Origin of the sequence: Cohnella massiliensis (genome assembly GCF_900169535.1) — a bacterium.
Classification (GTDB): domain Bacteria; phylum Bacillota; class Bacilli; order Paenibacillales; family Paenibacillaceae; genus Cohnella; species Cohnella algarum.
The window spans coordinates 19,267-41,288 of sequence record NZ_LT821259.1 but is presented as its reverse complement, the minus strand read 5'-3'; the positions used below and the strand labels follow the sequence as shown (position 1 = coordinate 41,288).

Below are 22,022 nucleotides of genomic sequence, written 5' to 3'. Positions count from 1 at the left end.
CTCGTTATTCATTCTCCATCGTGGCGATGTCGATCACAAACCGATACCGGACATCCGAAGCCAGTACGCGTTCCCAGGCTTCATCGATCCGATTGGCGGAAATCACTTCGATTTCGGGAGCAATATGGTGCTCGGCGCAAAAATCAAGCATTTCCTGCGTTTCGCGAATTCCGCCGATCATCGAGCCGGCATACGACCGGCGATGACCGATAAGAGACATGGCATGAACGGACAACGGTTCCGCCGGCGCGCCGACGTTGACCATGGTACCGTCCAGCGCCAGCAACGAAAGGTAGGCGTTCACGTCGACCTTCGCGCTCACCGTATTCACGATGAGATCGAACTTGCCGGCCAGTTTCTTGAACGTTTCGGGATCGCTCGTGGCATCATAATGGTCCGCGCCAAGCCGCAAACCGTCTTCTTTCTTTTTCAAGGATTGCGATAAAACCGTAACCTCTGCCCCCATGGCATGAGCCAGCTTCACCGCCATGTGCCCAAGTCCGCCGAGTCCCACGACAGCGACTTTTTTCCCGGGGGCGGCTCCCCAGTGGCGCAGCGGCGAATATGTCGTGATGCCGGCGCACAGGAGCGGAGCGGCGACGTCAAGCTCCAAGCCGTCGGGAATTTTAACCACGAAGTCTTCGGTTACGACGATGTGGGTGGAATAGCCTCCCTGCGTGTACTGCCCGTACCGGTCGATAGCCCCGTAGGTGCCGGTCATTCCATTCAGGCAGTACTGCTCTTCTCCCTTGTGGCAGTTTACGCATTCTCCGCAAGAGTCCACCATGCAGCCTACCCCAACGCGGTCGCCAACGGCATGCTTGGTGACTTCCGAGCCGATCCGGGTGACGATTCCGGCGATTTCGTGCCCCGGGACGAGAGGATATTGGACCGGTCCCCATTCGCCGCGGGCGGTATGGATGTCGGAGTGGCATATCCCCGCGTATTTAATTTCGATGAGAACATCATGCGGCTGAAGGTCCCTGCGTTCGATCGTGGTCAGTTTGAACGGTCCCTCCGGATGGAATACAGCACGTGCATTCGCGTTAATCATATCTATACCCTCCTGAAATCTATCATTATCGGTCTGCGACCAAAGCGAATAAACGAAATACATCGTTTAATCAACTTGCGTCTATTATTATGGATAAAGAAGTGCAGATCAATGGTCAAAGAAGCGCAAAACGTTGATATCTCAACACAATAATTGAAAATGTCAATTAACTCAGAAGGCCTTTTCGAAATCAGCATCTTCATCGGCGGCCTTCGAGCGGCAATACCCTCTTACTTCAGTTTTTTGCCGCAGCGGTCGTGGGGACAGTGGAATGGTGGTTCAAAAACGGCATGTTTGCCGCCTCGCGTTATCGCAGAACAGACGGGGATCTTGTTGGATCGGAATTCTGGATAACAATCTTCTTCAATTCGGACAAAATCCTCACCCGTGACTCGGGATGAGGATTTTGTAGGTAAAATGGATCGATATTTGACCCACTTCAGATAGAAATGATGGATGTTGTTCAACTGTCATTTCGAGATCGGGAGAGGACCTGTCTGAACAATTGTCCGGTATTGAATAGGCGTGATGCCCTCCAGCTTCTTGAACTTTCGAATAAAATTCGTAGAGTCGACATAACCGACCCTCAGTACGATATCCCCCAATGTCATGTCCGAATGAATAAGCAGCTCTTTCGCTTTCTCCATCCGAATTTGGTCGATATAGTGTTTCAAGGATTGTCCTGTCTGGTTTTTAAAGTATCTTGTCAAATAAGACGCGGAAAAACCGAATTCATCCGCTATCGATTCCAAACCGATCGACGGATCCGTGTAATGCTCCAGAACATAGATCCGGAGTTGTTCCAGCAGGTCGCGGTTTTTGCTTTCCTTCTGGCTTTCGATATACTTGCATATTTGTTGACAATAATCGATCATTAAGCGCTCCAGTTCGGAGAAGGTTTCGAAACGGGACGCAAACATTTGCTCGACCGTCAGATCGGCGTCGTCAAGCGGAATATTCATCTCAACGGTAGTTTTAATGACCGTATTGATCATATCGAAACAAATATATTCGACTTGCTCGATCGAGAGCGGTTTCGCGGCAATGCTTCCCATCATATTACGCAGCAAGCTCTCGACCTCTTCGCTGTTTCCTTGTTTGATCGCGATAACGAGCTGCTTCTCCATATCGAGCGGATACCAGATTGTATTTTCCTTCGATTGCTTGATCTCGTGATAAGCAATCACCTTTCCGGCACCCTTAACGAGCTTGTGCCGCAAAGCATAATCGGCCTGAGCGAAGGATTTATGGATCATCCCGATATCGTCGTGAACTCCTCCCACGCCGACGGTCACCGTGAGGTTGTAATATTGACGGGATAGGCTTGCGGCTTTCTCGGCCAAGCCGATTAGAGGTTTCAGCGGCTCTTCGTGCCCCGCCTCCATATTCAGCACAATCGCTACTCCACGCCTCTGCAAAAACTCTACACCATACCCGCGACCCACTTCGTCCGCCAAATCCTCCAACATTTTTACCAGGCTGTATTTGATGATGTCCTGCATCGATGATGGATGATGCCGGGTGAACGCTTCGAAATCGTCGATCAGCAACAACAGCACCGCATAATGAGGTTTGTCGAACCGCAGCGTCGCAAAGCCTAATGTGTCCGGAATCCTATGACCATCCAACTTACCGTCCAACAAAGCTAGTATATACCGCTCTTTCAATAAACCGGATTGGCTCTTCAGTTTCACGGATAAGCTCTCATTCTCCTTGGCAATCTCGCCGAACGCTTCCGATATGACCTTCAGCTCGTCCCGTTTCGACGTTGTCTCCAAAATTCTCCCTTCATTCACTATGCTCGCCAGCCTGCGGATTGGCCGGTAATTCCGAATCGAAAACACGACGGCCATGACCAAGCCGATCAGCAAAACAGCCGCTACCGTGAAATTGAACAAGGTTCTGGTTTCGTTCACCTTGCCTAGCAATTGTTCTTGATCCAATACGGCAATGTAAGACCACCCCGTAATCTCCGATGCAATAGGCATAACGGAGTACGGCTTCCCCTCAACAGAGACCGTGTCAATCGCAGCTTCCTGGTTAACTTGCTTCACGGCTTCGAAGACCTCGGCGGTTTTCACTTCGGAGCCAAGGTTGGAAACATTCACGACCGGCATACCTTTTTTGTCAAGAATAAAAATAAACCCATTGTATTCGTTGAGAGAGCTCCGAATCATCTCCCGAAGCTCCTGTTCTTTGATCATAAAGAGGATGACGCCGTACTTCTCAGGCAGCGGATGGACATAAAACAATCTTCCCCGGTCATCCAAATGTTTGCTCATTCCCTGGTTCAATGATGAAATGTCGGCCGATGTTACATAATTCTGCAATTCGTACGTTCCGCTGGAAGCATACAGGAGTTGCGGATCGCTTCCTTCATAATAGATCGCCACATCCTGAATAAATCCGTTCGACGACCGATATTTTTGCAATTCCCCGACGGCAGAGTACATCCCGTACCCATCCTGGGAGATCATGAATGGCGTCAGTGTCGGATTCAGCGTGATTTGCAGTGCGGTAAGATCCATTTCCCTGACCCGGGTATCCACCAGCTCATTAATTTGTTGCAATTGGATTGTCGTTGAACGTTCGGCTTCCTTCTGAATGACGGAAATGAAAGATCCGTACACGACGGAGCTAATGATGAACAGAAGCACGACGACAATCAAAATGTAAGAAAAAAGATAGTGATAGAATCGGTTGGAATGTTTCAGCCAATGGCCGATTTCCTCAAACCATGACTTCATCAGTGATCTCACGAAGATAGGCCCTCCCAGATGCGAATCGGCGGCGATGTATCTTCATTATCCCGTGATGCCATCGGCAAGTCCATAAGTTTACAGTAATTTAACGCCTGATTTACATCAATTTAACAGGGAAGTCGTTACCCTTTTAGAGAACCGATGAGTACGCCCTTCACAAAATATTTCTGCAAAAACGGATAGAGCAACAAGACAGGCAGATTCGCAATGATAACGACGGCATATTTGATGGACTCCGCTTCCATGATCCTCCGCGCCATACCGGTTGTGTCCCCGGACTCCATCATGCTGGCCATTTGTCCCTGGATCAGAATTTCCCTCAAAATAAGCTGTAATGGATATAAATCCCTATCCGTTAAATAGATCAACGCATTGAAGAACGCGTTCCAGTGCCCTACGGCGTAGAATAAAACCATAACGGCCAAAATCGGCTTGGACAGGGGCAATACAATCCTTAATAAAATATGGATATCCGAGCATCCGTCAATCTGAGCCGCTTCCTGAATTTCATAAGGAAGACTCTGCTGGAAAAATGTCCGCATGATGATGATATTCCATACCGACACGGCATTCGGGATGACCAAAGCCCATAACGTGTTGATCATTCCCAAATCCTTCACTAGCAAGTAGGTTGGAATCATTCCTCCGTTAAAAAACATCGTAAACACGATAAAAACCATCAATGCGTTCCTGCCTTTAAAGTCTCTCCGTGACATCGGATAGGCGGCCATAACCGTAAGAACAAGATTGATAGCCGTGCCTGCAACGGTATAAAGCACCGTATTCCCGTAGCTGTTCAACAACTCGCGGTTTTGCAGCACGATTTCATATCCCGCCAGAGTAAGATCTTTAGGCCATAACCATACCTTTCCCGTCAGCACGGCGGCCGCATCGCTGATCGAAGCGATCAGCACGAACCACAACGGATAGAGGACAGCAATTAGCACCAGGGTGAGCACGGCCGCATTGATGATGCCGAAGAGTTTATCCCCTAACGAATCTTTTTCCATTGCGATTCCCTCCTTACCAGAGACTGGTCTTCCCTATTTTTCTCGCCGCATAATTCACAAGAACCAGAAGCACGCAGTTAATCGCCGCATTAAACAAGTCGACCGCGGCCGAAAAGCTATATTGAGCGTCCAGAATACCGCTTCGGTACACGTATGTAGAGATGACGTCGGAAGCTTCCAAATTCAGGTCGTTCTGCATCAGCAGGATCTTTTCATATCCGACTGCCATAATATTGCCGACATTAAGGATTAAAAGGATGACGATCGTCGGGGCAATTCCAGGCAAGTTCACGTGCCAAATTCTTTGCAGACGCGATGCCCCGTCCACCCGTGCGGCTTCGTGCAGAGACGGATCGATGCCGGCCAGGGCGGCGATATAGATAATGGAACTCCAGCCCATTTGCTGCCAAACGCCGGATAATACATAGATCGACTTGAACCATTCCGGCTCCATCATGAAGGATACGGATTCCCCGCCAAACCATGCGATAATCCGGTTGACGATTCCGTCCGCCGGGGACAGAAAGATGAAGATCATCCCTACCATCACGATGGTCGATAAAAAGTGAGGCGCGTAGGTTACGGTTTGAACCATCTTTTTGAATTTGTTATTCCGCACTTCATTGATCATCAATGCTAAAATAATCGGTACCGGAAAGCCGACAACAAGCTCATACAAGCCAATTTCGAGAGTATTCCATATCAATCGTTCGAAATAATAGCTATTAAAAAAACGTTCAAAATGATCGAATCCGATCCACGGACTGCCCCAAATCCCAAGAGTAGCCATAAACTCCTTGAAAGCGATTTGCACCCCGTACATCGGGACGTATTTAAAAATGAGAAAATACGCAATGACCGGTGATGCGAGGGCGTATAATTGCCAATTTCTCCAAGCGGACCTTCTGAAATATCTAGATATCAACATTGCGTGCAGCCCCCTACATCGTCATGAACAAATCAGTCCCCATGGAAATCCGCCTATTTCCATGGGAACTGGAAGGAATGAAATCAAAGCTTGCATCCGTACCGTTTCTTACCCGTTCTTGTATCTCTCGTATGCTGCCTGATATATTTCCATATATTCGGCAAGGCCCATTTTCTGAATGGTCTCCACATACGATTCCCATTCGCTGAACGGTACTTCGCCGGTTATGAATTTAGCCTGCATCTCCCGAATATACGTAGAAATATCGGAGCTGATCGCCGCCATTCTTGTATTTTCCTCGGTCGTGAAGCTGAATGGCGGCCACGTTTCTTCCGGCAGATAGGGTTCTAATAATTCAGCGGCCTCTACGGACAACGGCAAGCTCTCGCCGCCGTGGAAGTATTTCTGCGACAAAATCCCCGGCATTCCGCCGCCCGGCCAGACCAAGTATTGGGCGATGGCTTGGTCGAAGGACAAGCCATTCGGATTGTTCGCGATTTCGTCCAGGAATTCGGTCGTACCGTCAGCATTCCTCTTGAAGGTTACTCCTTCAAAGCCCATAAAGAACATTTCCGATCCTTCTTCGCTGAAGAAATAATCGATCCAGCGCATCGTGGCTTCCGGATATTCATTGGCGCTCGTGATGACAAAGTGTCCTAATCCCGTAAGCGGAGAATTGCTGACGACCAGCTTGTCGCCATTTGGCCCTGCCAGAGCGGGCGCGCCGACGAAGTTCTCTACGTTGCCCCAGGATTCGGGATCCCAAGAGTTGTACACGCCGTATACGTCCTCCTGCAATCGGGCAAGCAGCTCTGAAGAATTCACGGTAAAGATATCCTGGTCGATCAACTCTTCGCTATACAATTTGTTGATATACTCCAGCATTTCCTTATACTTCGGGTCCGTCGGGAAAAATCTCAATTCTTTCGTTTCCGGATTTACATCCACATAAGCGTGGCGGGATCCGCGATTCTGAAGCCCCCAAGCACCGTGCAAATATTTGGTTAACCGGCCGATTCCGTCGGCTCCGTAAGGAATTTCATCCGCTTCGCCGTTCCCGTTCGGGTCGCCTTCTTTAATAGCCTTCAAGTAGTTGTAGAACTCATCCGTCGTTTCCGGCAGCTTCAAATTAAGGGTCTCCGCCCACTTCGTATTGATCCATTGCTTCGGATTGACCAGGACCGACGTGAAACCCGGGTCGTACACCCGCGGGATCGAATAAATATTGCCGTCCGGCATCGTTAACCCTTTCCGTATATCGGGGTTTTCATCCAGGAGTTTCTTAATGTTTGGTGCAAATTTGTCGATCAGATCGTTCAGCGGGATAAACATGCCCTGCTGTCCGTACTTCATCACGTCTCCGTCCGGAATGAGCGCCGCATAGAATGCGTCCGGGAGCTCGCCCGACGCCAAAATAATATTGCGTTGTTCTTCCAATACCGACGTGCTGATCATTTGCCATTGGATGTCGATGCCGGTCATTTTCTCATATTCGTTGAACAGCATCGCATCGTTCCAATCCGGATGCGATCCGGCAGGCAAGCCTGCGACGAAATCAAGCTTAATGGGTTCATTCGTGATCGGGAAGCCGGATTCGTTCAATGATGGGTTCTCTCCCGGACCCTTCTTCGACTCCGAAGCAGCGGATTGCTGTCCTTGTTCGGTTGGCGAGCTCGACGGCGAGCCGTTTTCGCCGCTCGTATTGCCGGTGTTGCATGCCGTAACCAACAGCATGACGATGATGATTGTAATGAGCAGAGGTGATTTTCTCGTTCCCTTCAATTCTTTCAGCTCCTATGATCTTATGGTTGATAACGTACTTTGATTTCAGCAGCGGAAGCTGCATTGCCGCTTCCCTGCGTCGCTTCCAGCCTTATAAACCGTACGTCCGTGCCCTGGAAATCCGCCCTCTTCGGAGAGTAGTCGTGCTCCCAAACTCCATCCTCAATCTTAAAAAAATTCTCGCCATCAACGCTGCCGTAAATGTTGTATTCCGTTACAATACCATCCGGCTTGAAATCCGTGCGGGTTTGATAGTCCAACCCCGTGACAGGATAGACGCTTCCCAGATCCAAAATAATGGATTGCGGAAGCGGTTCATGCGGCGCCCATTCCGTATGCCACATGGTCTCCCGATTCCCGTCAATCGCTTTGGACGCCTCATATCCGACATGTTGGCTCGTCGAGGTTGCCTTCATCTGAAACCACGGGACAAAATGGTCTACAGGCTTCGGACCGCCCGGAAGACTGTTGGAATTACGGATCATGAGATCTGTAACGACAGCCGCATGGTCAGAGTAGAAAGGAACCGTACTGTCTTGATGCTCGGGAAGCTTTTCATCTACGGTGTAGGAACCAAGAACGCGAATTTCCTGGCCTTTCGTCCAAATATAATCAATCCTTCCCGGCGCCATCCCGTATCCGCTGTACGGACTCCAAGTACTGCCCGGATAACGAGCCGCGTCGGGGTTCGCCCAACGATACGTATCGGTAAAGCCTTCCTCCTGGATGAGCGTCGTTACGGGCCATTGAAGGACGAGGCCTTCATGCCCCGGCGCATCGGCAAACCGAAGACTCCAATCCTCCGCCGACAGCGTATTAAAATCGCCCGCCATAATGATCGGCGAAGCGTCGCCCGTTATTAACCTGGGATAATTCTCGTACAGTATTTTCCGGATCATCTGCATGCGGCGGGGCTGCAAGTCGGTCGCAACGATTTCGGCGTTGGTGTAGGTTCGAGGGATCCCGTATGTAATTTCGCCAACGGTTTGGTTTACGGCATCCCACGCCCAGCCGTCGTGGTATAACCACGTATTGAACAGATTGACTTCCTGCCCGTCAGGCAACCGGATCTTAATCCCGCCGAAGTGGAAGCCGCTCATCAATCCGGAATGCGAAATGATCGGATATTGTTTGACCACCGGATAACGGGTAAATATCCATAAGTTATCGTCGTTCGGCTGATGTGCCGCTTGGTTTGTTACTTTAATTCCGTTATAGCGAAGATTCTCCGGCAGTCCTTCGTTGATCCCTTCCAAAATCTTTTCACCCGACGCATAAGTTTCGATGGTAAATAAAACATCGGGGTTTTCGCGGCGGATGACCTCAATAATATGCTCTACATTTTCCTGGCCGCCTGCCGAACGGCCGCCGCCCCATAGGTTCCATTCCATGACGCGGACTCGAGTTCCCAAACTGCCTTCGGTAAACTCATGGCGCACATCAATTTCGAGTTTTCCTTGGGGCACATAGAAGTCTGAAGAAACGACTTCCGTTCCGCCTTCCGGATATAAAACACTTCGAGCGATAACGCCTTCTTCCCCGCTGACCGTGATTTGGACCTCATTTCCGAGTACGGCGTTTCCGCCGGTACCTGCCCATACCGCGCAGGTCTGTCCTGCAACACGATGGGGTACCGTAAGCGAATCGTTCCCTTGCATGGTAAGGCGAGCCTGGGCTGCGGTTCCGTCTCCGCACCGAAGCTCAAGTTGAAACTGAGCCGGGTGCGGAACGGATTCTCCTTCGGCGTAAACCGAAAATGTTACCGAGTTGTCGTTCATAAAACCTCCATTGCGCGGTTCCGAAGATACTGCCATCATGTTGCCGGAAAAAAAGAGCAAGCAGCAGAGCGAAGGTGAGCACCGCGGCTGCGATCTGCCGTGTACGCGTCTTGTACATAGCGATCCTTTTCAGATGGATACACTTCCTTTCCATTCAACCGGATTTTTTCTTACGGAAGTAAGACTATAACCGTCAGCCCCGTTCCGTCTATCGGCATTTCTGACGTCTATCTGCATTTCTTCTGCTATCCCCGCTTTTGGCGTCCATCGGCATTCCGGACGCGTATATGCATTTTTGAACAGAAAAAAGGGGCTATAGCCTATATACCTAGCAGGATCGGCGCAGCATGCGGAACAAGGCCAATCAACCCGAAAGAACAAACAGCGGTAGTCTTGGACGGGAAAATAACGTCCTTGACTACCGCTATTTTTTAAACTTGCGATATACGTTAGCGTCGCATTGGGTATTTAACCACGCTGCGGTCCTCAGCCGAATTCGCAATTCGCGGGACAACCGAGATCTTCAAACACTTTGCGCGCGGAAGCGTCCGCCGGTAAAAAAACCTCAATTTTTGGATATATATAACCGCTTGCAGAAATCGAAAATGTCTTATAGCGAACAGGTACAAGCTCGCCCGTGCTTTCCATGGTCGCCAATATGGTTTGGGTGTTATCGGGAACTTCCTCCCGGTTCGGAGGATGTCCGTATCTTTCTATAGCTTTATAAGTTTGAGCCTTATGGATCACGCGTTGATACCAGGCATCATAACGAGACAGCATGTGATCCCTCTTGAATGATTGAATGCCATATATCGCATGAGATTCCCATTGTTTACGCGATTGCGCATCGAACGTCGATCGTTCACGGATCGGCGAGCTGGAATGGAAATGAAGATCGATCCTGTTCATGAGACCATCAGAGGAACGGTCGGGAGCTAGATCGAACAAACGGCGAAACGGCACATTACACCCTATAATGTCCTGTGTATGCGTTACGATCATGGCGGGAAAAGGCAGCATGCTCAATGTTCGATGCGCACGTTCCAATTCAAGCTTCAAAGCCCGCCCCTCCAATTCGGTCCGAATCGGGAGATACCCCGCTGCCAACAGCAAATCGTTACGTTCGTCAGAGGTGCATTCAAGATATTCCGCGATACGAATGATCGTCTCCCGATTCGGGATGCGGCGGGAACGTCCGAGAAGCAGATTTTTATAAGTCGGGCAGACCTCGTCATTTAACTCCTGTTGGGTAAACCGTTTCCAAGATGATGCGGACCGGTCAGCCGGTTCCCGTTGGCGCTTCATTCGCACCGTTTCAATCTCGCCTATAACGTTTTTGAGCCATGAATTCTCACTGGGCATGTCCAGCTTCCCCCTCCCTTTGCTGTCGAGGTGTAGTTCTGCACTGGGTTCTAGAAAATAGGTGGCGTATACTCTTGTTGAAAAGTCCATCTTAGACCATATTACACTACCCCAAGAAGGAGAACATCATATGATTCGTGCCATTGTTACCGATCCGTTGAATACTGATGTGTTGACGATTCAGGAAGTTGACGCCCCAAAAGCTCAACCGTGGGAAGCGATCGTGCAGGTTCAAGCCGTTTCGCTAAATCGCGGGGAAGTGAAAGAAGCATTGGAGAAAAAAACCGCCTTCCGCCCCTGCTGGGATTTCTCCGGAACGGTCATCGCGCAGGCCGCGAACGGTGCGGGACCACAGGCGGGAAGCCGCGTTGTCGGCTTGCTCCCGATGGGCGCATGGAGCGAACAGATCGCTGCGCCTGTATCGATGCTGGCCGAAATTCCGAATCGTGTTTCGTTTGCGGAAGCAGCCACGCTCCCCGTAGCCGGTCTAACGGCGCTTTATTCGCTCCGTAAAGCAGGCATGCTGCTCGGTAAGCGAATCCTTATAACAGGCTCTACCGGCGGTGTCGGGCATTTCGCTCACCAACTCGCCGCACAGTCCGGGGCATTCGCCGCAGGCACGGCCAGTACAGAAGAAAAGGCCAGACTTGTCCGGGAGGTTGGAGCTGATGAAGTGCTCATTGGCAAAGCTGGAATCGCTTCGGCCGGAAAATTTGGTCCCTATGATCTGATTATCGATTCCGTAGGTGGCGATACGCTGGCTGCTCTCCTCCCGTTGCTTGCACCGCAGGGTATCTGCGTCGCGATCGGTTTCTCCTCATCGCCTGCAGCGACCATCGATATGGGGAACCTAGTAACTTCCGGAGGAAGGACGTTATACAGCTTCTTTCTTGGGGAAGAGCTTACCCGCCAGTCGGCGGCAGCCGCTCTCGGCTTGCTGGCTCGTTTGGTCGCGGACGGCCGCTTAAAGCCCCGGATCGAAGCGGAAGCGCCGTGGACGGAGAGCGGAACCGTCGGCCGCCAGCTGCTGGAGCGAACATTCTCAGGCAAAGCCGTCCTCCACATTAGTTGACATAGACAAGCCGACCGTTGCGCAGGGATCAGCTGCAGAAGCTGCTGATCCCTGCGCGCAAAACGGTACAAATTCAATGTCTGGAGTAATGAGGATTTTTGATTCTTCCACCCCCAGTGCACGTCCTAGTGCGGCTGAAAGCTCACTTTTTAATAAAACCTTGCCTACTAGAACATCTCCCAAAAACATATACAACCCCCACAATGGTCGATCGGTTCAGCTTCAACGTTTGTCCCCGTTGTACGTGCTTTCTTACCCCATAGTTCAATCAGTCCTGGTAACCGTTATTGAGTTAGTCCTTGCTCTCCTTGTACATATGAAACGGTCTCCCCGGTAAGCACTGCAGCTCGAAAACGCCGAATGTCTCTGACCGGGGGCAGACCAAATATACGGGCATATTCGCGACTAAAATGTGAGGGACTTTCGTAGCCGACCTGAAACGCAGCCTCGGCCGCTTCTATCGTTTCGGAGAGGAGCAACCGGCGGGCCTCTTGCAGCCTGATCTGTTTTTGGTATTGTATCGGGCTCATTCCCGTTACTTCCTTGAAGTAATTATACAAGGACGAAGCACTCATCCGAGCCTCCTTTGCTAATTCATCAACGTGCAGAGGTAATGCGAAGTCGCGGTTAAGCCGCTCAATCACCTTTGCGATCCGCTGTGCATGGCTGCCGATTAATGCAAACTGCTTAAGGACAGCATTTTGTTCATCCTGAAGAACCCGGTAGATGATCTCGCGGATTGCATAAGGCGCAAGCACCGGAATGTCTTGCGGCGCCTCCAGCAACTTGACAAGTCGCAACACGGCATCGTGAAGCGTGCCGTTCATTCGGCTTATAACCAGGCCGCGTCCGGTTTCGCGTTTGGTTTTTACGGCGTGTTCGGAGGCTTGAATAACATCGAGAATTTGGTTCATATCGAATTTTAACTGAAGGCTTAAATACGGCTCCTCTTGCGAAGCCTCTACGATTTGCCCTGTAATCGGCAAATGCACGGATGCTGTTAAATAGCTGTCTGGATCGTACTGGTAACTCTCTTGCCCCATCATGACAACCTTTGAGCCCTGCGCGACGATACAAAGAGAGGGTTCATAAACGGAATAGACCGGTTCGGATATCCGGGACGCACGAATAAAGCGCAAGGCGGGAATCGCCGTCTCATGTGTACCGTCCTGTTTCGCGAACCGCTCAATCACCCGCACCAATTCTCCCATCCGCTTTACGGACCTTTCATCCATTCTTATGCCTCCCAGTTTTTCGACCTCATTATCTTAACAATATGATCTTTTGGAGGATTAGGCAATAACAGCGTATCATCAGGCTACCGTCTTTCCTTCGAGCGGCGCCATAATTAATTTGTATCAAGCGCTCAGTTTGGTAAGGAGGTGACGACATGCCGATCAAAATTATAGTACTTGCCATACTGCTTAGCACCATGACGCTGCAGTCCTGTCAAAATGAGCCGTTATTCCGAGATTCGAACGCAAAAGGAGAGGGTAAGATGAACAACAGAAACGAAGCCCCGCATCCCTATGTCGGCATGTGGGTGACAAAAGATGGATATATCCGGCATGAGCTGCTGCCGAACGGTCGATACGACGAGGCACGCGGCAATCGTAAAAGTGCCTATCAGGGCCATTATACGATCGAAGGCGACCATATCGAATATGTGGATGATACAGGATTCACGGCCGACGGCGACTTTCGGGACGGGGTACTATACCATGCGGGCATGGTGCTCTATCGGGAAGAGTAACGGCGCGGCAACTTTTTACTATTAACCAATGGAGTCTGTTATGCATGAACAATAAAGGAGATGTACAATGTCTAATATTAACGGGAAAGTTGTTGTCATTACGGGGGCAAGCAACGGGATAGGTGAAGCGACGGCGCGGTTACTCGCAAGCCAAGGCGCTCATGTCGTAATTGGCGCCAGACGCTTGGAGAGACTGGAAGCTCTGGCATCCGCCATTCGTGCAGAAGGCGGTTCGGCGGAGTATCAACAGTTGGATGTGACGGTACTTGATCAGATGGAGGCGATCATCCGCTTGGCGAAGGGCAGGTTCGGACGTCTCGATGTAATACTGAACAATGCTGGCGTGATGCCGCTCTCGCCCTTGGAAGCCTTGAAGATCGATGAATGGAACCGCATGATCGACGTCAATATCCGCGGTGTTCTACATGGCATTGCCGCTGGGCTTCCCCTCATGAAAGAACAAGGATTCGGCCACTTTATCAACGTGGCTTCCATCGGTGCCTATGCGGTGTCTCCAACAGCGGCGGTATACTGCGCTACCAAATACGCCGTCCGAGCGATCACCGAAGGATTGCGGCAAGAGGCTGGTCGCGATATCCGCGTGACGCTCGTTTCGCCGGGCGTGACGGAGTCCGAACTCGCTGAAAGCATCACTGACGACAAGGCTAGGCAACTGATGAAAGAGTATCGGCGTGATGCGATTCCGGCGTCCGCCATAGCTCGTGCGATAGCTTATGCCATTGAACAGCCGGCCTACGTCGACGTGAATGAACTTGTTGTCAGGCCTACAGCTCAGCTAGCTTGAGACGTATGGGAAAGGAATCGTGATAAATCCAAACCAGTTGATATACATTCCGCTACAGGGAACCCCTTGCGTCATGGCTTCATGGCTGCGATGCCGGGAACTTTTTGCACCCAGGTAGTGGTACAACGATACACAAGCCCCAATGACGGATAACGGGAGCACATATTTTTTCACCGACTTATCGCTTTGATAAGCGGCAATGCCAAGTATAATGCTCAAGGGATACATCAAGATCCGTTGAAACCAACATAGCTCGCAAGGGATAAACCTTTATCTACTTTAATGTTCGCCATCGTACTTTGGTTTTGAAGGTCGGCTTTTAGCTTGTCCGTATCGATCTCCGGAGCGACGGAGCTTGTTACTTCTTATCTTTAAGCGCCAGCAACCTCATGCTGTTCAGGATCACAAGGATTGCCGCCCCGGTGTCGCTTAATACGGCGAGCCACAGCGTGAGCCAGCCCGGGAAGATCAGTACGAGCGCAACTAATTTTATTGCTAGCGAAAACACGATGTTCTGCTTGATAATGGTCATGGCCTGCCGACTCAGACGAATCGTATGCGGAAGCTTTTCCAGATTGTCGGCCATAAGGACAATATCGGCAGTTTCCATGGCGGTATCAGTGCCCGCCCCTCCCATTGCGATTCCGAGGTCGGCCGTTGCGAGTGCAGGTGCATCGTTAATCCCGTCGCCGACCATAGCGATCTTATAGCCTTCCTGCTGCATTTGCTTCACGGCATCCACTTTCTGCTCCGGGAGCAAATCGGCAAAGGTTCGGGTAACCCCGGCTTGCCCAGAAATTTTCTTTGCAGTCCCTTCATTATCGCCGGTAAGCATAATGAGCTCCCGGACGCCTGCCCCTTTCAGCTTCGAAACCGCGTTTACCGCAACGTCACGAATGGTATCCGCAACGGCGATCATACCGAGCAGCGAATCGCGGGTACCGACCAACACAATCGAATTGCCATTGGTCTGCAGCTGAGCTACTTTCGCCTCAATAGACTCGATCTGTACGTTCATTTCTTGAAACAACTTCAAGTTGCCGGCGAAATAATCCGTGCCGTCGATCGTAGCTTGCACGCCCTTCCCGACGATGGCTCGGAAACCTTCTCCTTCCCGAAGCGGAATGTTCTTCTCGACCGCATACTGTACGACCGCTTGCGCGAGCGGATGTTTCGATTGCTCTTCCAGCGTCCGCGCAATCGACACGACCGGTTCCTCTGACACACCATATGCTTCGACAAAAGTAACCTTCGGCTTACCTTCGGTTAAGGTGCCTGTTTTATCGAACGCGATCGCATCGATCTTCCCCGCGATCTCCAAGAAGGCTCCGCCTTTAATCAGTACACCGTTCCTCGCGGCATTGCCGATCGCTGATACGATCGCTACAGGCGTAGAAATCACGAGAGCGCACGGGCAGGCAACGACAAGAAGCTCTAATCCACGATAAACCCATTCTGCCCACGTCCCCCAACCGATCAAAGGAGGAAACACGATAACGAGCAGCGCGACGATGAAGACGACAGGAGTGTAGATTCTCGCGAACCGATCGACGAACGCCTCCGTAGGCGCCTTCTTCTCCTGCGCCTCTTCTACAAGCTGTATGATCTTCGCGACCGTCGTGTCTTCGACCAGTTTCGTCACTCGGATTTCTAATGATCCCTCTTCATTGATGGTACCTGCATAGACGAGGTCACCCGGTTCTTTATCGACAGGAACGGATTCACCGGTGATCGGCGCTTGGTTTACGGTAGAAATTCCTTTCCGGACTTCACCATCCAACGGAAATCTCTCCCCCGGTTTTACGACGACCGTTTGGCCAATCGAGACATCTTCCACCGGGACGCGCACCAACCCCTCAGTCTTTTGCACCCAGGCCTCCGGCGGCGTCAAATCCATCAACTTCCGGATCGAATCCCTGGTTTTATCGATCGATCGGTTCTGCAGTACATTCCCGATTGCGAATAACCATACGACCGTAGCGCCCTCGAACCATTCCCCGACGAGCGCCGCCCCGATCGCCGCGGCGCTCATCAAGACGTTCATATCCAAGGAACGGCCCTTCAGCGCATAATAAGCGCTCTTTACCGGCTTATATCCGCCTGCAATCATTGAAACAATATACAGGAATGTCGTAAGGGCCGCAGATACACCGGTTAAGGATCCGACGAAGCCCAGGAGAAGCGTTACGCCGGACAACGTGACCAACCAGTTACCGGATGAATTCACCCTCGTTTCCGCCCCGGTCTTCCGCTTCCTGGAGGCAGGCGTTGCCTTATAGCCGACTTTCGCAACTTCGTTTACGATATCCTCGATCGAGTTCTCGTGCTCAATGCGCATCTTCCCCGTCGAAAAGTTAACCTCGACTTGTTTTACGTCCGGCAGCTTCTTCAGATGATTCTCGATAGTGAGTGCGCAAGAGCCACAGTCCATCCCTTCAATCTCGTAGGTCTTGAAGGACGATCCTGCCGGCAACACCTCTTCCGCTGCAAAGCCTAACTTCCTCACTTCTCCCGGAATCCGATCGAATGCAGCAGCGTCCTCAGCATATACTTGCATTTTCGAAGTGTTGAAATTTACGGTTACGTCTTGAATGGCTGGAACGTTCTTTAACCCTTTCACAATGGTATTTGCACAGGAAGGGCAATCCATGCCGGTAATGGTGTAACTCCTCTGAATACCGGACGGAGACGCGGACGGTTGCTCCACCTTGGTTCCCGCGTCGGCTGAACAGCAAGAATCCGTCTTCGTGTCTTGCTTCTCCGTAGAACAGCAAGACACTGCCTTGGTTTCTTGCTTCTCCGCAGAACAGCATCCATCCGTTTTGGCCTTTTGTTTCTCAGTCGTACAACAGGAGGATTCGGCGGCCTCGCCTGTCGCTTGGACGACGCCTCCGTCAGCCGAGCAACAAGTTGATGCCTGTTTCGCGGATCCATCATGAGTTGAAGTAACCATTGTGAAGTCCAAACTTTTATATTTCGGTTTACTGCTTGACTCCGTAGACGGAATGCTGCAGCAACCACCCTTTATTTCTTTTTCATTCATGTGCGATCACCGCCGTTAAACAAATACGTTCGTTTCCTTACTATGCTCTAAAGCCATCAATATCAGTTGTTTTACTTGTTCGTCATCCAGAGAGTAAAAAACGAGTTTTCCTTCTTTACGGTATTTCGCTAATCCAAGATTCCGCAGCAATCGTAAATGATGCGATGCATTCGGAATCGTTGTTCCAATGACGTTTGCAACATCGCAAACACAGAGTTCATCCGTTCGACAAAGCATGAGTGCAATTTTCGCACGTGTATCATCCGCTAATGCCTTAAAGATCTTCGTCATACTTAACGTATCGTAGGAGGCAAGTTCTTGCTTCAGCTTTGAGACCTTCTCTTCGTCGTAACAAAACACATCGCAAACATCGCTCATTTTCGGCACCACACATTCTCATATTGATTTGAATATAAGATATCATACCCTCACACAATATTCAAACATATATTTAAGTGTTCAAACGAAAGAGCTTTCTTATTAAGCACATTTATAGTACTTAATAAGAAAGCTCTCCCATTTTCACGTATGGTATTTCGGTTTGTGAACCAAGAGATGATCAGCACCGGCCCAACCCAGATGTAAATCGCTGCGAGGTGCAACGATTGTGCCAGACTTCCCCAGAAAGCAGGAGAAGCAACGTGACTCCCCCAACCTTGGACAAGAACCAATAAGGCAAGAAGAAAAGTAACCCATCCACCACGTACCCCCGAAAGGCTTCGAGCACCATACAGAGCGATGAACAATCCCAAACATATACCCAACGTAACCCAGTAAGCCATTCCTTCTTGAAAAGAAAACATGACGCTGTTAAACGTCATCCAGAAACCCAAGTCCTCAGAGAAAACAGCGATGATATTCCACACCGGTACGTAGGAAAGCAACGCAATGGTAACAACGATCCTGTTCGCCGCCTGACTTTATGGCGGGAAAAAGGCATGAATTCGCCATTCGGTGTGGCGGAGCCAAACCGAATAAACAGCCGACAATAGCCTAATCCCTTCTGTACAATGACGGTGGATTAGGCTATTGTCGATTAAAAAGGAAAATGCTCCCGAACCTTTGGCGAGGATCCCCGGGAGCATTCACTTCATCATGTCAAAAATACTTTATTTCGGCCTTTCTTGCAAGGCTTATTTACGCACATTCGGAAATCAATCTCCTGACGTCCAGCTCTGCTGTGAAAACTGCGGTCGGCTTCTCCATAAACACGGTCGTTATTGGCGAGGAATTGTGACGAAGCATGAGGTCATCCAGATCCCGATCTACCGTCGATATTGTCCTACCTGTAGAATAACAATCTCCCTCCTGCCGGAGTTCCTGATTCCATGGGCCCGGTATGCGACTTGGGTGCGAGAAGCGGCATTAAAGCGCAAGCACAAGGGATTCTCTTGGCGGCAGACGACAGAAAGCACAACAACTCCTGCCGTGCGTTATAGCCGCCGTACGTTGAAACGCTGGTGGGCAAGACATCTGCGCCGCGCAGCGGATGCAGCACTATGGGTTGCTGGGAAACTCGTAGCCCAGGGGGACGACACGGATATGCTCCACCTTTACCCCGCCATGATGAACCCAACGCCAATGGATACATTGGATTGGCTGGACAAACTGTTACCCCGATTCATCCCCGCTGGCGCATCCAGACGGGGCTATTGGACGTTTCTAAATGCGAGGTTACCTGTAGCATCACGCTTATAAATCCCTTCAGCATCCACCGCCAAGGAGCAAGGCAAACGAAAATCGCCTCCAAAATTGCTTTAAAAATCGCCTGGACGGCAAGTTGCCCTCCTGATCCCACAAAATATGCGCCCTCCCTGGCTTCTAGCGTCTATGCGATACTCTCATAGACCACAGGGAGAGGAGATTTAGCATGGATGAGCAAGCAAGGCAGCAAGAAGCCAACTTCCGTTATGGCTTAATTGCATCACTGGTTAGCCGCAAATTGGATCCCGGAGAACAGATGGCGTTGATGCGCGAAATTGTAAGCCATGAGTATGAAACGTCGTCGGGACAGCGAAGGAGAATTAGTCTACGAACGCTTGAGCGATATTTAAAAGCGTATCGCGAAGGCGGATGGGAGGCGCTGTTGCCCTCCGTCCGAGCAGACAAACTCACGACCAGGGAAATCCCCGAGGATGTGCTTGCCAAAGCGATTGCCTTAAAGCAGGAGCAACCCGGCCGAAGCGTCAGGCAGATTATTGCGATTCTGGAACTGGCGGCATTCGTGGCCCCCGGCACCCTGAAAGAAAGCACGCTTAGCAAGCAGCTTCGCCGCCGCGGCGTCACGCGCAAAGCGTTACTGAATACGGGGTGGAGCCACTTTCGCCGGTTTGAAGCCACGCACCGAAATAGCATGTGGCAAGGCGATGTGCAGCATACCCTTTACCTTCCGCATCCGGACAAGCCCGGCAAGAAGGTCATGGCCTATCTGGTTATTTTCATTGACGATTACTCTCGCTTCGTTGTGCATGGCCAGTTCTATTTCGAGGAACGTGTGGCCCGGCTGGAGGATTGCCTGAAGAAGGCGATTTTAAAGAACGGAGTGCCGGAAATGATCTATGTCGATAACGGCGCCATCTATTCTTCACACCATTTTGAGCGGATTTGCGGGCGACTGGGGGCAGAGCTTAAGCATACTCGCCCCGGACGTCCTATGGGACGCGGGAAGCAAGAAAAGTTCTTCCGATTTGTCGACCAGAGCTTTGTGCCGGAGGCATACGACCTGATTGAACAAGGGAAGATCCAGACGCTTAACGATTTGAATCGATTCTTCTCGGCGTGGCTTGAGATTGCTTACCACCAGAAAGTCCACAACAGCTTTAAGCAGCGCCCAGTCGACCGATACCAAAAAGACGACCACCCGATTCGCATGTTGCCGCCGCATGAACTCATAGAAGTATTCTTGCTGGAGGAATCCCGCAAAGTGGACAAAACGGGATGCATCTCGCTGCTGGGCACGATATTCGAGGTCCAGACAGAGCTTGCCGGCTCGAAGATTCAGGTGCGATTCGATCCGCACGACCTGTCCGTCATCCAGGTGTGGAAGGACGGCCAGCGCTATGAAGACGCGAAGCCAATGAAGCTCCGCGATCCGAAAAACCGGCCGAAGCAGGATGAACCGAAGGCCGTCATGCAACCGCCGAAGACGGGCCTCAACTATGTGGAATTATTGGTGGAAGAACAGAAACGGCAGACCCGCGAAGCGCAAGGCGCTGCGCTTTCGCGAGCGATGAAAGAGGTGAATCGCTCATGATTCGTGGTTTCTTCGGGTGGGAGCGCGTTCCGTTCACCCGGGAGATTGAAACACGGCATCTGCACCGCTCCAAGCGATTCGAAGAATGTGTAGCACGGATGCAGTATATGGTGATGACTCGCTCGATTGGCTGCGTCACCGGTGAAATTGGCTGCGGCAAGTCGACAGCCGTTCGCTACTTGAAAGACCAACTGGATCCGAACAAGTACCGGTTTATCTATCTGTCGGATGCGAATCTGAAACCAAGGGACTTTTACCGTGAACTCCTCCACCACTTCGGCTTGCCGCCCAAGTTTCTGCGCAGCGAAGCCAAACGGCAATTCCAGCACCTCGTATGGGATTTGTACGAGAACCAGCAGAAGGTCGCCGTTATTGTCGTGGATGAAGCGCACCTGCTTTCAGGAGACATGCTGCAAGAAATACGCTTTTTGACGAATTTTCGTATGGACTCGATTTCGCCGCTTGCCCTGCTGCTCATTGGACAGCCGGAACTACAGGCCACGTTGCAACTGAGAATCTTCAAGCCGATTACACAGCGGATGAACGTGCGTTTTCATTTGGAAGGCTTGTCGCTCGAGGAGTGCCGCGATTACATCTCCCACCAATTGGAGGTTGCCGGAAGTACAGGGCCGGTGTTTACGACAGAAGCGATGGACGCCATATACGCGCATGCTCGGGGGATATGCCGAGAGATAAATAACGTCTGCACCGCTGCGCTTCTGGATGCAGTGCTGCGAAAAGACAAAATGATTGATACCGTCCATGTGACGAGGATCCTAGCTGAATTTAAGGAACAGTGAGGGATGACAAATATGAATGAGATACGATTTCATGGAGATACCGAGCGTTGGAACGTGTACGATGGAGAAGAGTTGCTTTGCTCGCTACGTTGTGGTGATGCCGTGATGATTCAAGTAGGAAAGCACTTCTTGCCATCCAACCTTGAGCTCGATACGGACTGGTACGTGAAGTTTGGAAATTCGAAGTTCTGGCTCCACCGACATGCCAAGTACCGCGTCCGACCGCTGTTCTAACTGCTCTTCGGAGCAGTTTTTTTACGCCGACAAACAAAGGCGAAATATAATTGTCTCCGAAACGGCGGTGAGGAAAGCAAAAAGCCACCGTCATTGGCGGTTCCGAATCTACCGTCAATTAAAGTGGCTGATGACAAGAAGCCATGATATATCAGTTCCGAATTCATCGACAATTGTAATAATGATCTCTACCGAAGGCTTATACTTGTCCTGCTCCAACTCACTCAGTGTAGCTTGCAATATACCTACCCGAATTGAGAAATCTATCGATTCGAATTACCCCCCTATAAAATAAATAGCCTCTCGGAATTAAAAACTCCGCACCGGCTTTGGCCCTTTGGCCAAGGTCTTTTATTGTTTCACCCCCAAAACAGGAGTGCGAACAA

At 50.7% G+C, this 22,022-nt stretch carries 20 protein-coding genes and 1 pseudogene; 7 read left to right on the top strand and 14 right to left on the bottom strand.

What is annotated here, in order from left to right; all coding sequences use genetic code 11:
- Nucleotides 1-4 precede the first annotated feature (4 nt).
- The 7 genes from B7E11_RS14235 to B7E11_RS14200 all read right to left on the bottom strand — a co-directional run bounded on the left by B7E11_RS14235 (nucleotide 5) and on the right by B7E11_RS14200 (nucleotide 10,682).
- Entirely contained in the window at nucleotides 5-1,054 is a 1,050-nt protein-coding gene (locus tag B7E11_RS14235) for an NAD(P)-dependent alcohol dehydrogenase (protein ID WP_080835719.1), read from the bottom strand.
- 470 nt (nucleotides 1,055-1,524) lie between these two features.
- A complete protein-coding gene (locus B7E11_RS14225) occupies nucleotides 1,525-3,813 on the bottom strand; it encodes a helix-turn-helix domain-containing protein (RefSeq protein WP_139787201.1) in 2,289 nt (762 codons plus the stop codon).
- Between the two features lie 125 nt (nucleotides 3,814-3,938).
- On the bottom strand, nucleotides 3,939-4,826 hold the full coding sequence (locus B7E11_RS14220) for a carbohydrate ABC transporter permease (protein WP_080835713.1): 888 nt from the start codon (nucleotides 4,824-4,826) through the stop codon (nucleotides 3,939-3,941).
- Nucleotides 4,827-4,839: 13 nt separating this feature from the next.
- The gene (locus B7E11_RS14215; RefSeq protein WP_080835709.1) at nucleotides 4,840-5,754 is read right to left on the bottom strand and encodes an ABC transporter permease; all 915 of its coding nucleotides are present in this window, start codon (nucleotides 5,752-5,754) and stop codon (nucleotides 4,840-4,842) included.
- A gap of 108 nt (nucleotides 5,755-5,862) precedes the next feature.
- Nucleotides 5,863-7,536, bottom strand: coding sequence for an extracellular solute-binding protein (locus B7E11_RS14210; RefSeq protein WP_080835706.1), 1,674 nt, complete (start codon nucleotides 7,534-7,536; stop codon nucleotides 5,863-5,865).
- A 20-nt stretch (nucleotides 7,537-7,556) separates the two neighbouring features.
- A complete protein-coding gene (locus B7E11_RS14205; RefSeq protein WP_176220755.1) occupies nucleotides 7,557-9,314 on the bottom strand; it encodes a discoidin domain-containing protein in 1,758 nt (585 codons plus the stop codon).
- A gap of 486 nt (nucleotides 9,315-9,800) precedes the next feature.
- Nucleotides 9,801-10,682, bottom strand: a complete 882-nt coding sequence (locus B7E11_RS14200) for an MmyB family transcriptional regulator (RefSeq protein WP_080840820.1) — start codon at nucleotides 10,680-10,682, stop codon at nucleotides 9,801-9,803.
- Between the two features lie 124 nt (nucleotides 10,683-10,806).
- Here B7E11_RS14200 and B7E11_RS14195 point away from each other — a divergent pair, with 124 nt between their 5' ends.
- Complete coding sequence (locus B7E11_RS14195) at nucleotides 10,807-11,748, top strand: zinc-binding dehydrogenase (RefSeq protein WP_080835700.1); 942 nt, start codon at nucleotides 10,807-10,809, stop codon at nucleotides 11,746-11,748.
- Here the strand turns inward: B7E11_RS14195 and B7E11_RS29000 are convergent.
- Nucleotides 11,719-11,937, bottom strand: a complete 219-nt coding sequence (locus B7E11_RS29000) for a hypothetical protein (protein WP_139787200.1) — start codon at nucleotides 11,935-11,937, stop codon at nucleotides 11,719-11,721. The genes B7E11_RS14195 and B7E11_RS29000 overlap by 30 nt on opposite strands.
- 95 nt (nucleotides 11,938-12,032) lie before the next feature.
- Complete coding sequence (locus tag B7E11_RS14190; RefSeq protein ID WP_080835697.1) at nucleotides 12,033-12,983, bottom strand: AraC family transcriptional regulator; 951 nt, start codon at nucleotides 12,981-12,983, stop codon at nucleotides 12,033-12,035.
- Between the two features lie 263 nt (nucleotides 12,984-13,246).
- Here B7E11_RS14190 and B7E11_RS14185 point away from each other — a divergent pair, with 263 nt between their 5' ends.
- Both B7E11_RS14185 and B7E11_RS14180 read left to right on the top strand, forming a co-directional pair.
- Nucleotides 13,247-13,501 (top strand): Atu4866 domain-containing protein, encoded by a 255-nt coding sequence (locus B7E11_RS14185; RefSeq protein WP_080840819.1) that lies wholly within the window; start codon nucleotides 13,247-13,249, stop codon nucleotides 13,499-13,501.
- A 67-nt stretch (nucleotides 13,502-13,568) separates the two neighbouring features.
- Nucleotides 13,569-14,306 carry an SDR family oxidoreductase gene (locus B7E11_RS14180; RefSeq protein WP_080835693.1) on the top strand — a complete coding sequence of 246 codons (738 nt, stop codon included), beginning with the start codon at nucleotides 13,569-13,571 and terminating at the stop codon, nucleotides 14,304-14,306.
- Here B7E11_RS14180 and B7E11_RS14175 read toward each other — a convergent pair.
- From B7E11_RS14175 to B7E11_RS28995, 4 genes and pseudogenes are all read right to left on the bottom strand, one after another.
- Nucleotides 14,298-14,576: pseudogene (locus tag B7E11_RS14175) on the bottom strand (disulfide oxidoreductase); the annotation flags it as partial. The gene B7E11_RS14180 and the pseudogene B7E11_RS14175 sit on opposite strands and share 9 nt — an antisense overlap.
- A gap of 88 nt (nucleotides 14,577-14,664) precedes the next feature.
- Nucleotides 14,665-17,349, bottom strand: a complete 2,685-nt coding sequence (locus B7E11_RS14170) for a heavy metal translocating P-type ATPase (RefSeq protein ID WP_425430069.1) — start codon at nucleotides 17,347-17,349, stop codon at nucleotides 14,665-14,667.
- 15 nt (nucleotides 17,350-17,364) lie between these two features.
- Complete coding sequence (locus B7E11_RS14165) at nucleotides 17,365-17,727, bottom strand: ArsR/SmtB family transcription factor (protein WP_080840817.1); 363 nt, start codon at nucleotides 17,725-17,727, stop codon at nucleotides 17,365-17,367.
- Nucleotides 17,728-17,777: 50 nt separating this feature from the next.
- Entirely contained in the window at nucleotides 17,778-18,170 is a 393-nt protein-coding gene (locus B7E11_RS28995; RefSeq protein WP_139787199.1) for a hypothetical protein, read from the bottom strand.
- A gap of 274 nt (nucleotides 18,171-18,444) precedes the next feature.
- Here B7E11_RS28995 and B7E11_RS30990 point away from each other — a divergent pair, with 274 nt between their 5' ends.
- From B7E11_RS30990 to B7E11_RS30985, 4 genes are all read left to right on the top strand, one after another.
- Nucleotides 18,445-19,047, top strand: a complete 603-nt coding sequence (locus B7E11_RS30990; protein WP_420830667.1) for a DUF6431 domain-containing protein — start codon at nucleotides 18,445-18,447, stop codon at nucleotides 19,045-19,047.
- A gap of 172 nt (nucleotides 19,048-19,219) precedes the next feature.
- Nucleotides 19,220-20,602, top strand: coding sequence for a DDE-type integrase/transposase/recombinase (locus B7E11_RS14160; protein ID WP_080832306.1), 1,383 nt, complete (start codon nucleotides 19,220-19,222; stop codon nucleotides 20,600-20,602).
- Nucleotides 20,599-21,402, top strand: a complete 804-nt coding sequence (locus B7E11_RS14155) for an ExeA family protein (protein ID WP_080832318.1) — start codon at nucleotides 20,599-20,601, stop codon at nucleotides 21,400-21,402. The genes B7E11_RS14160 and B7E11_RS14155 overlap by 4 nt, the downstream gene beginning before the upstream one ends.
- Before the next feature lie 3 nt (nucleotides 21,403-21,405).
- Nucleotides 21,406-21,636 (top strand): DUF5348 domain-containing protein, encoded by a 231-nt coding sequence (locus B7E11_RS30985; RefSeq protein ID WP_080832308.1) that lies wholly within the window; start codon nucleotides 21,406-21,408, stop codon nucleotides 21,634-21,636.
- A gap of 114 nt (nucleotides 21,637-21,750) precedes the next feature.
- Here the strand turns inward: B7E11_RS30985 and B7E11_RS30980 are convergent, their stop codons facing one another.
- The gene (locus tag B7E11_RS30980; RefSeq protein ID WP_176220754.1) at nucleotides 21,751-21,876 is read right to left on the bottom strand and encodes a helix-turn-helix domain-containing protein; all 126 of its coding nucleotides are present in this window, start codon (nucleotides 21,874-21,876) and stop codon (nucleotides 21,751-21,753) included.
- Nucleotides 21,877-22,022 lie beyond the last annotated feature (146 nt).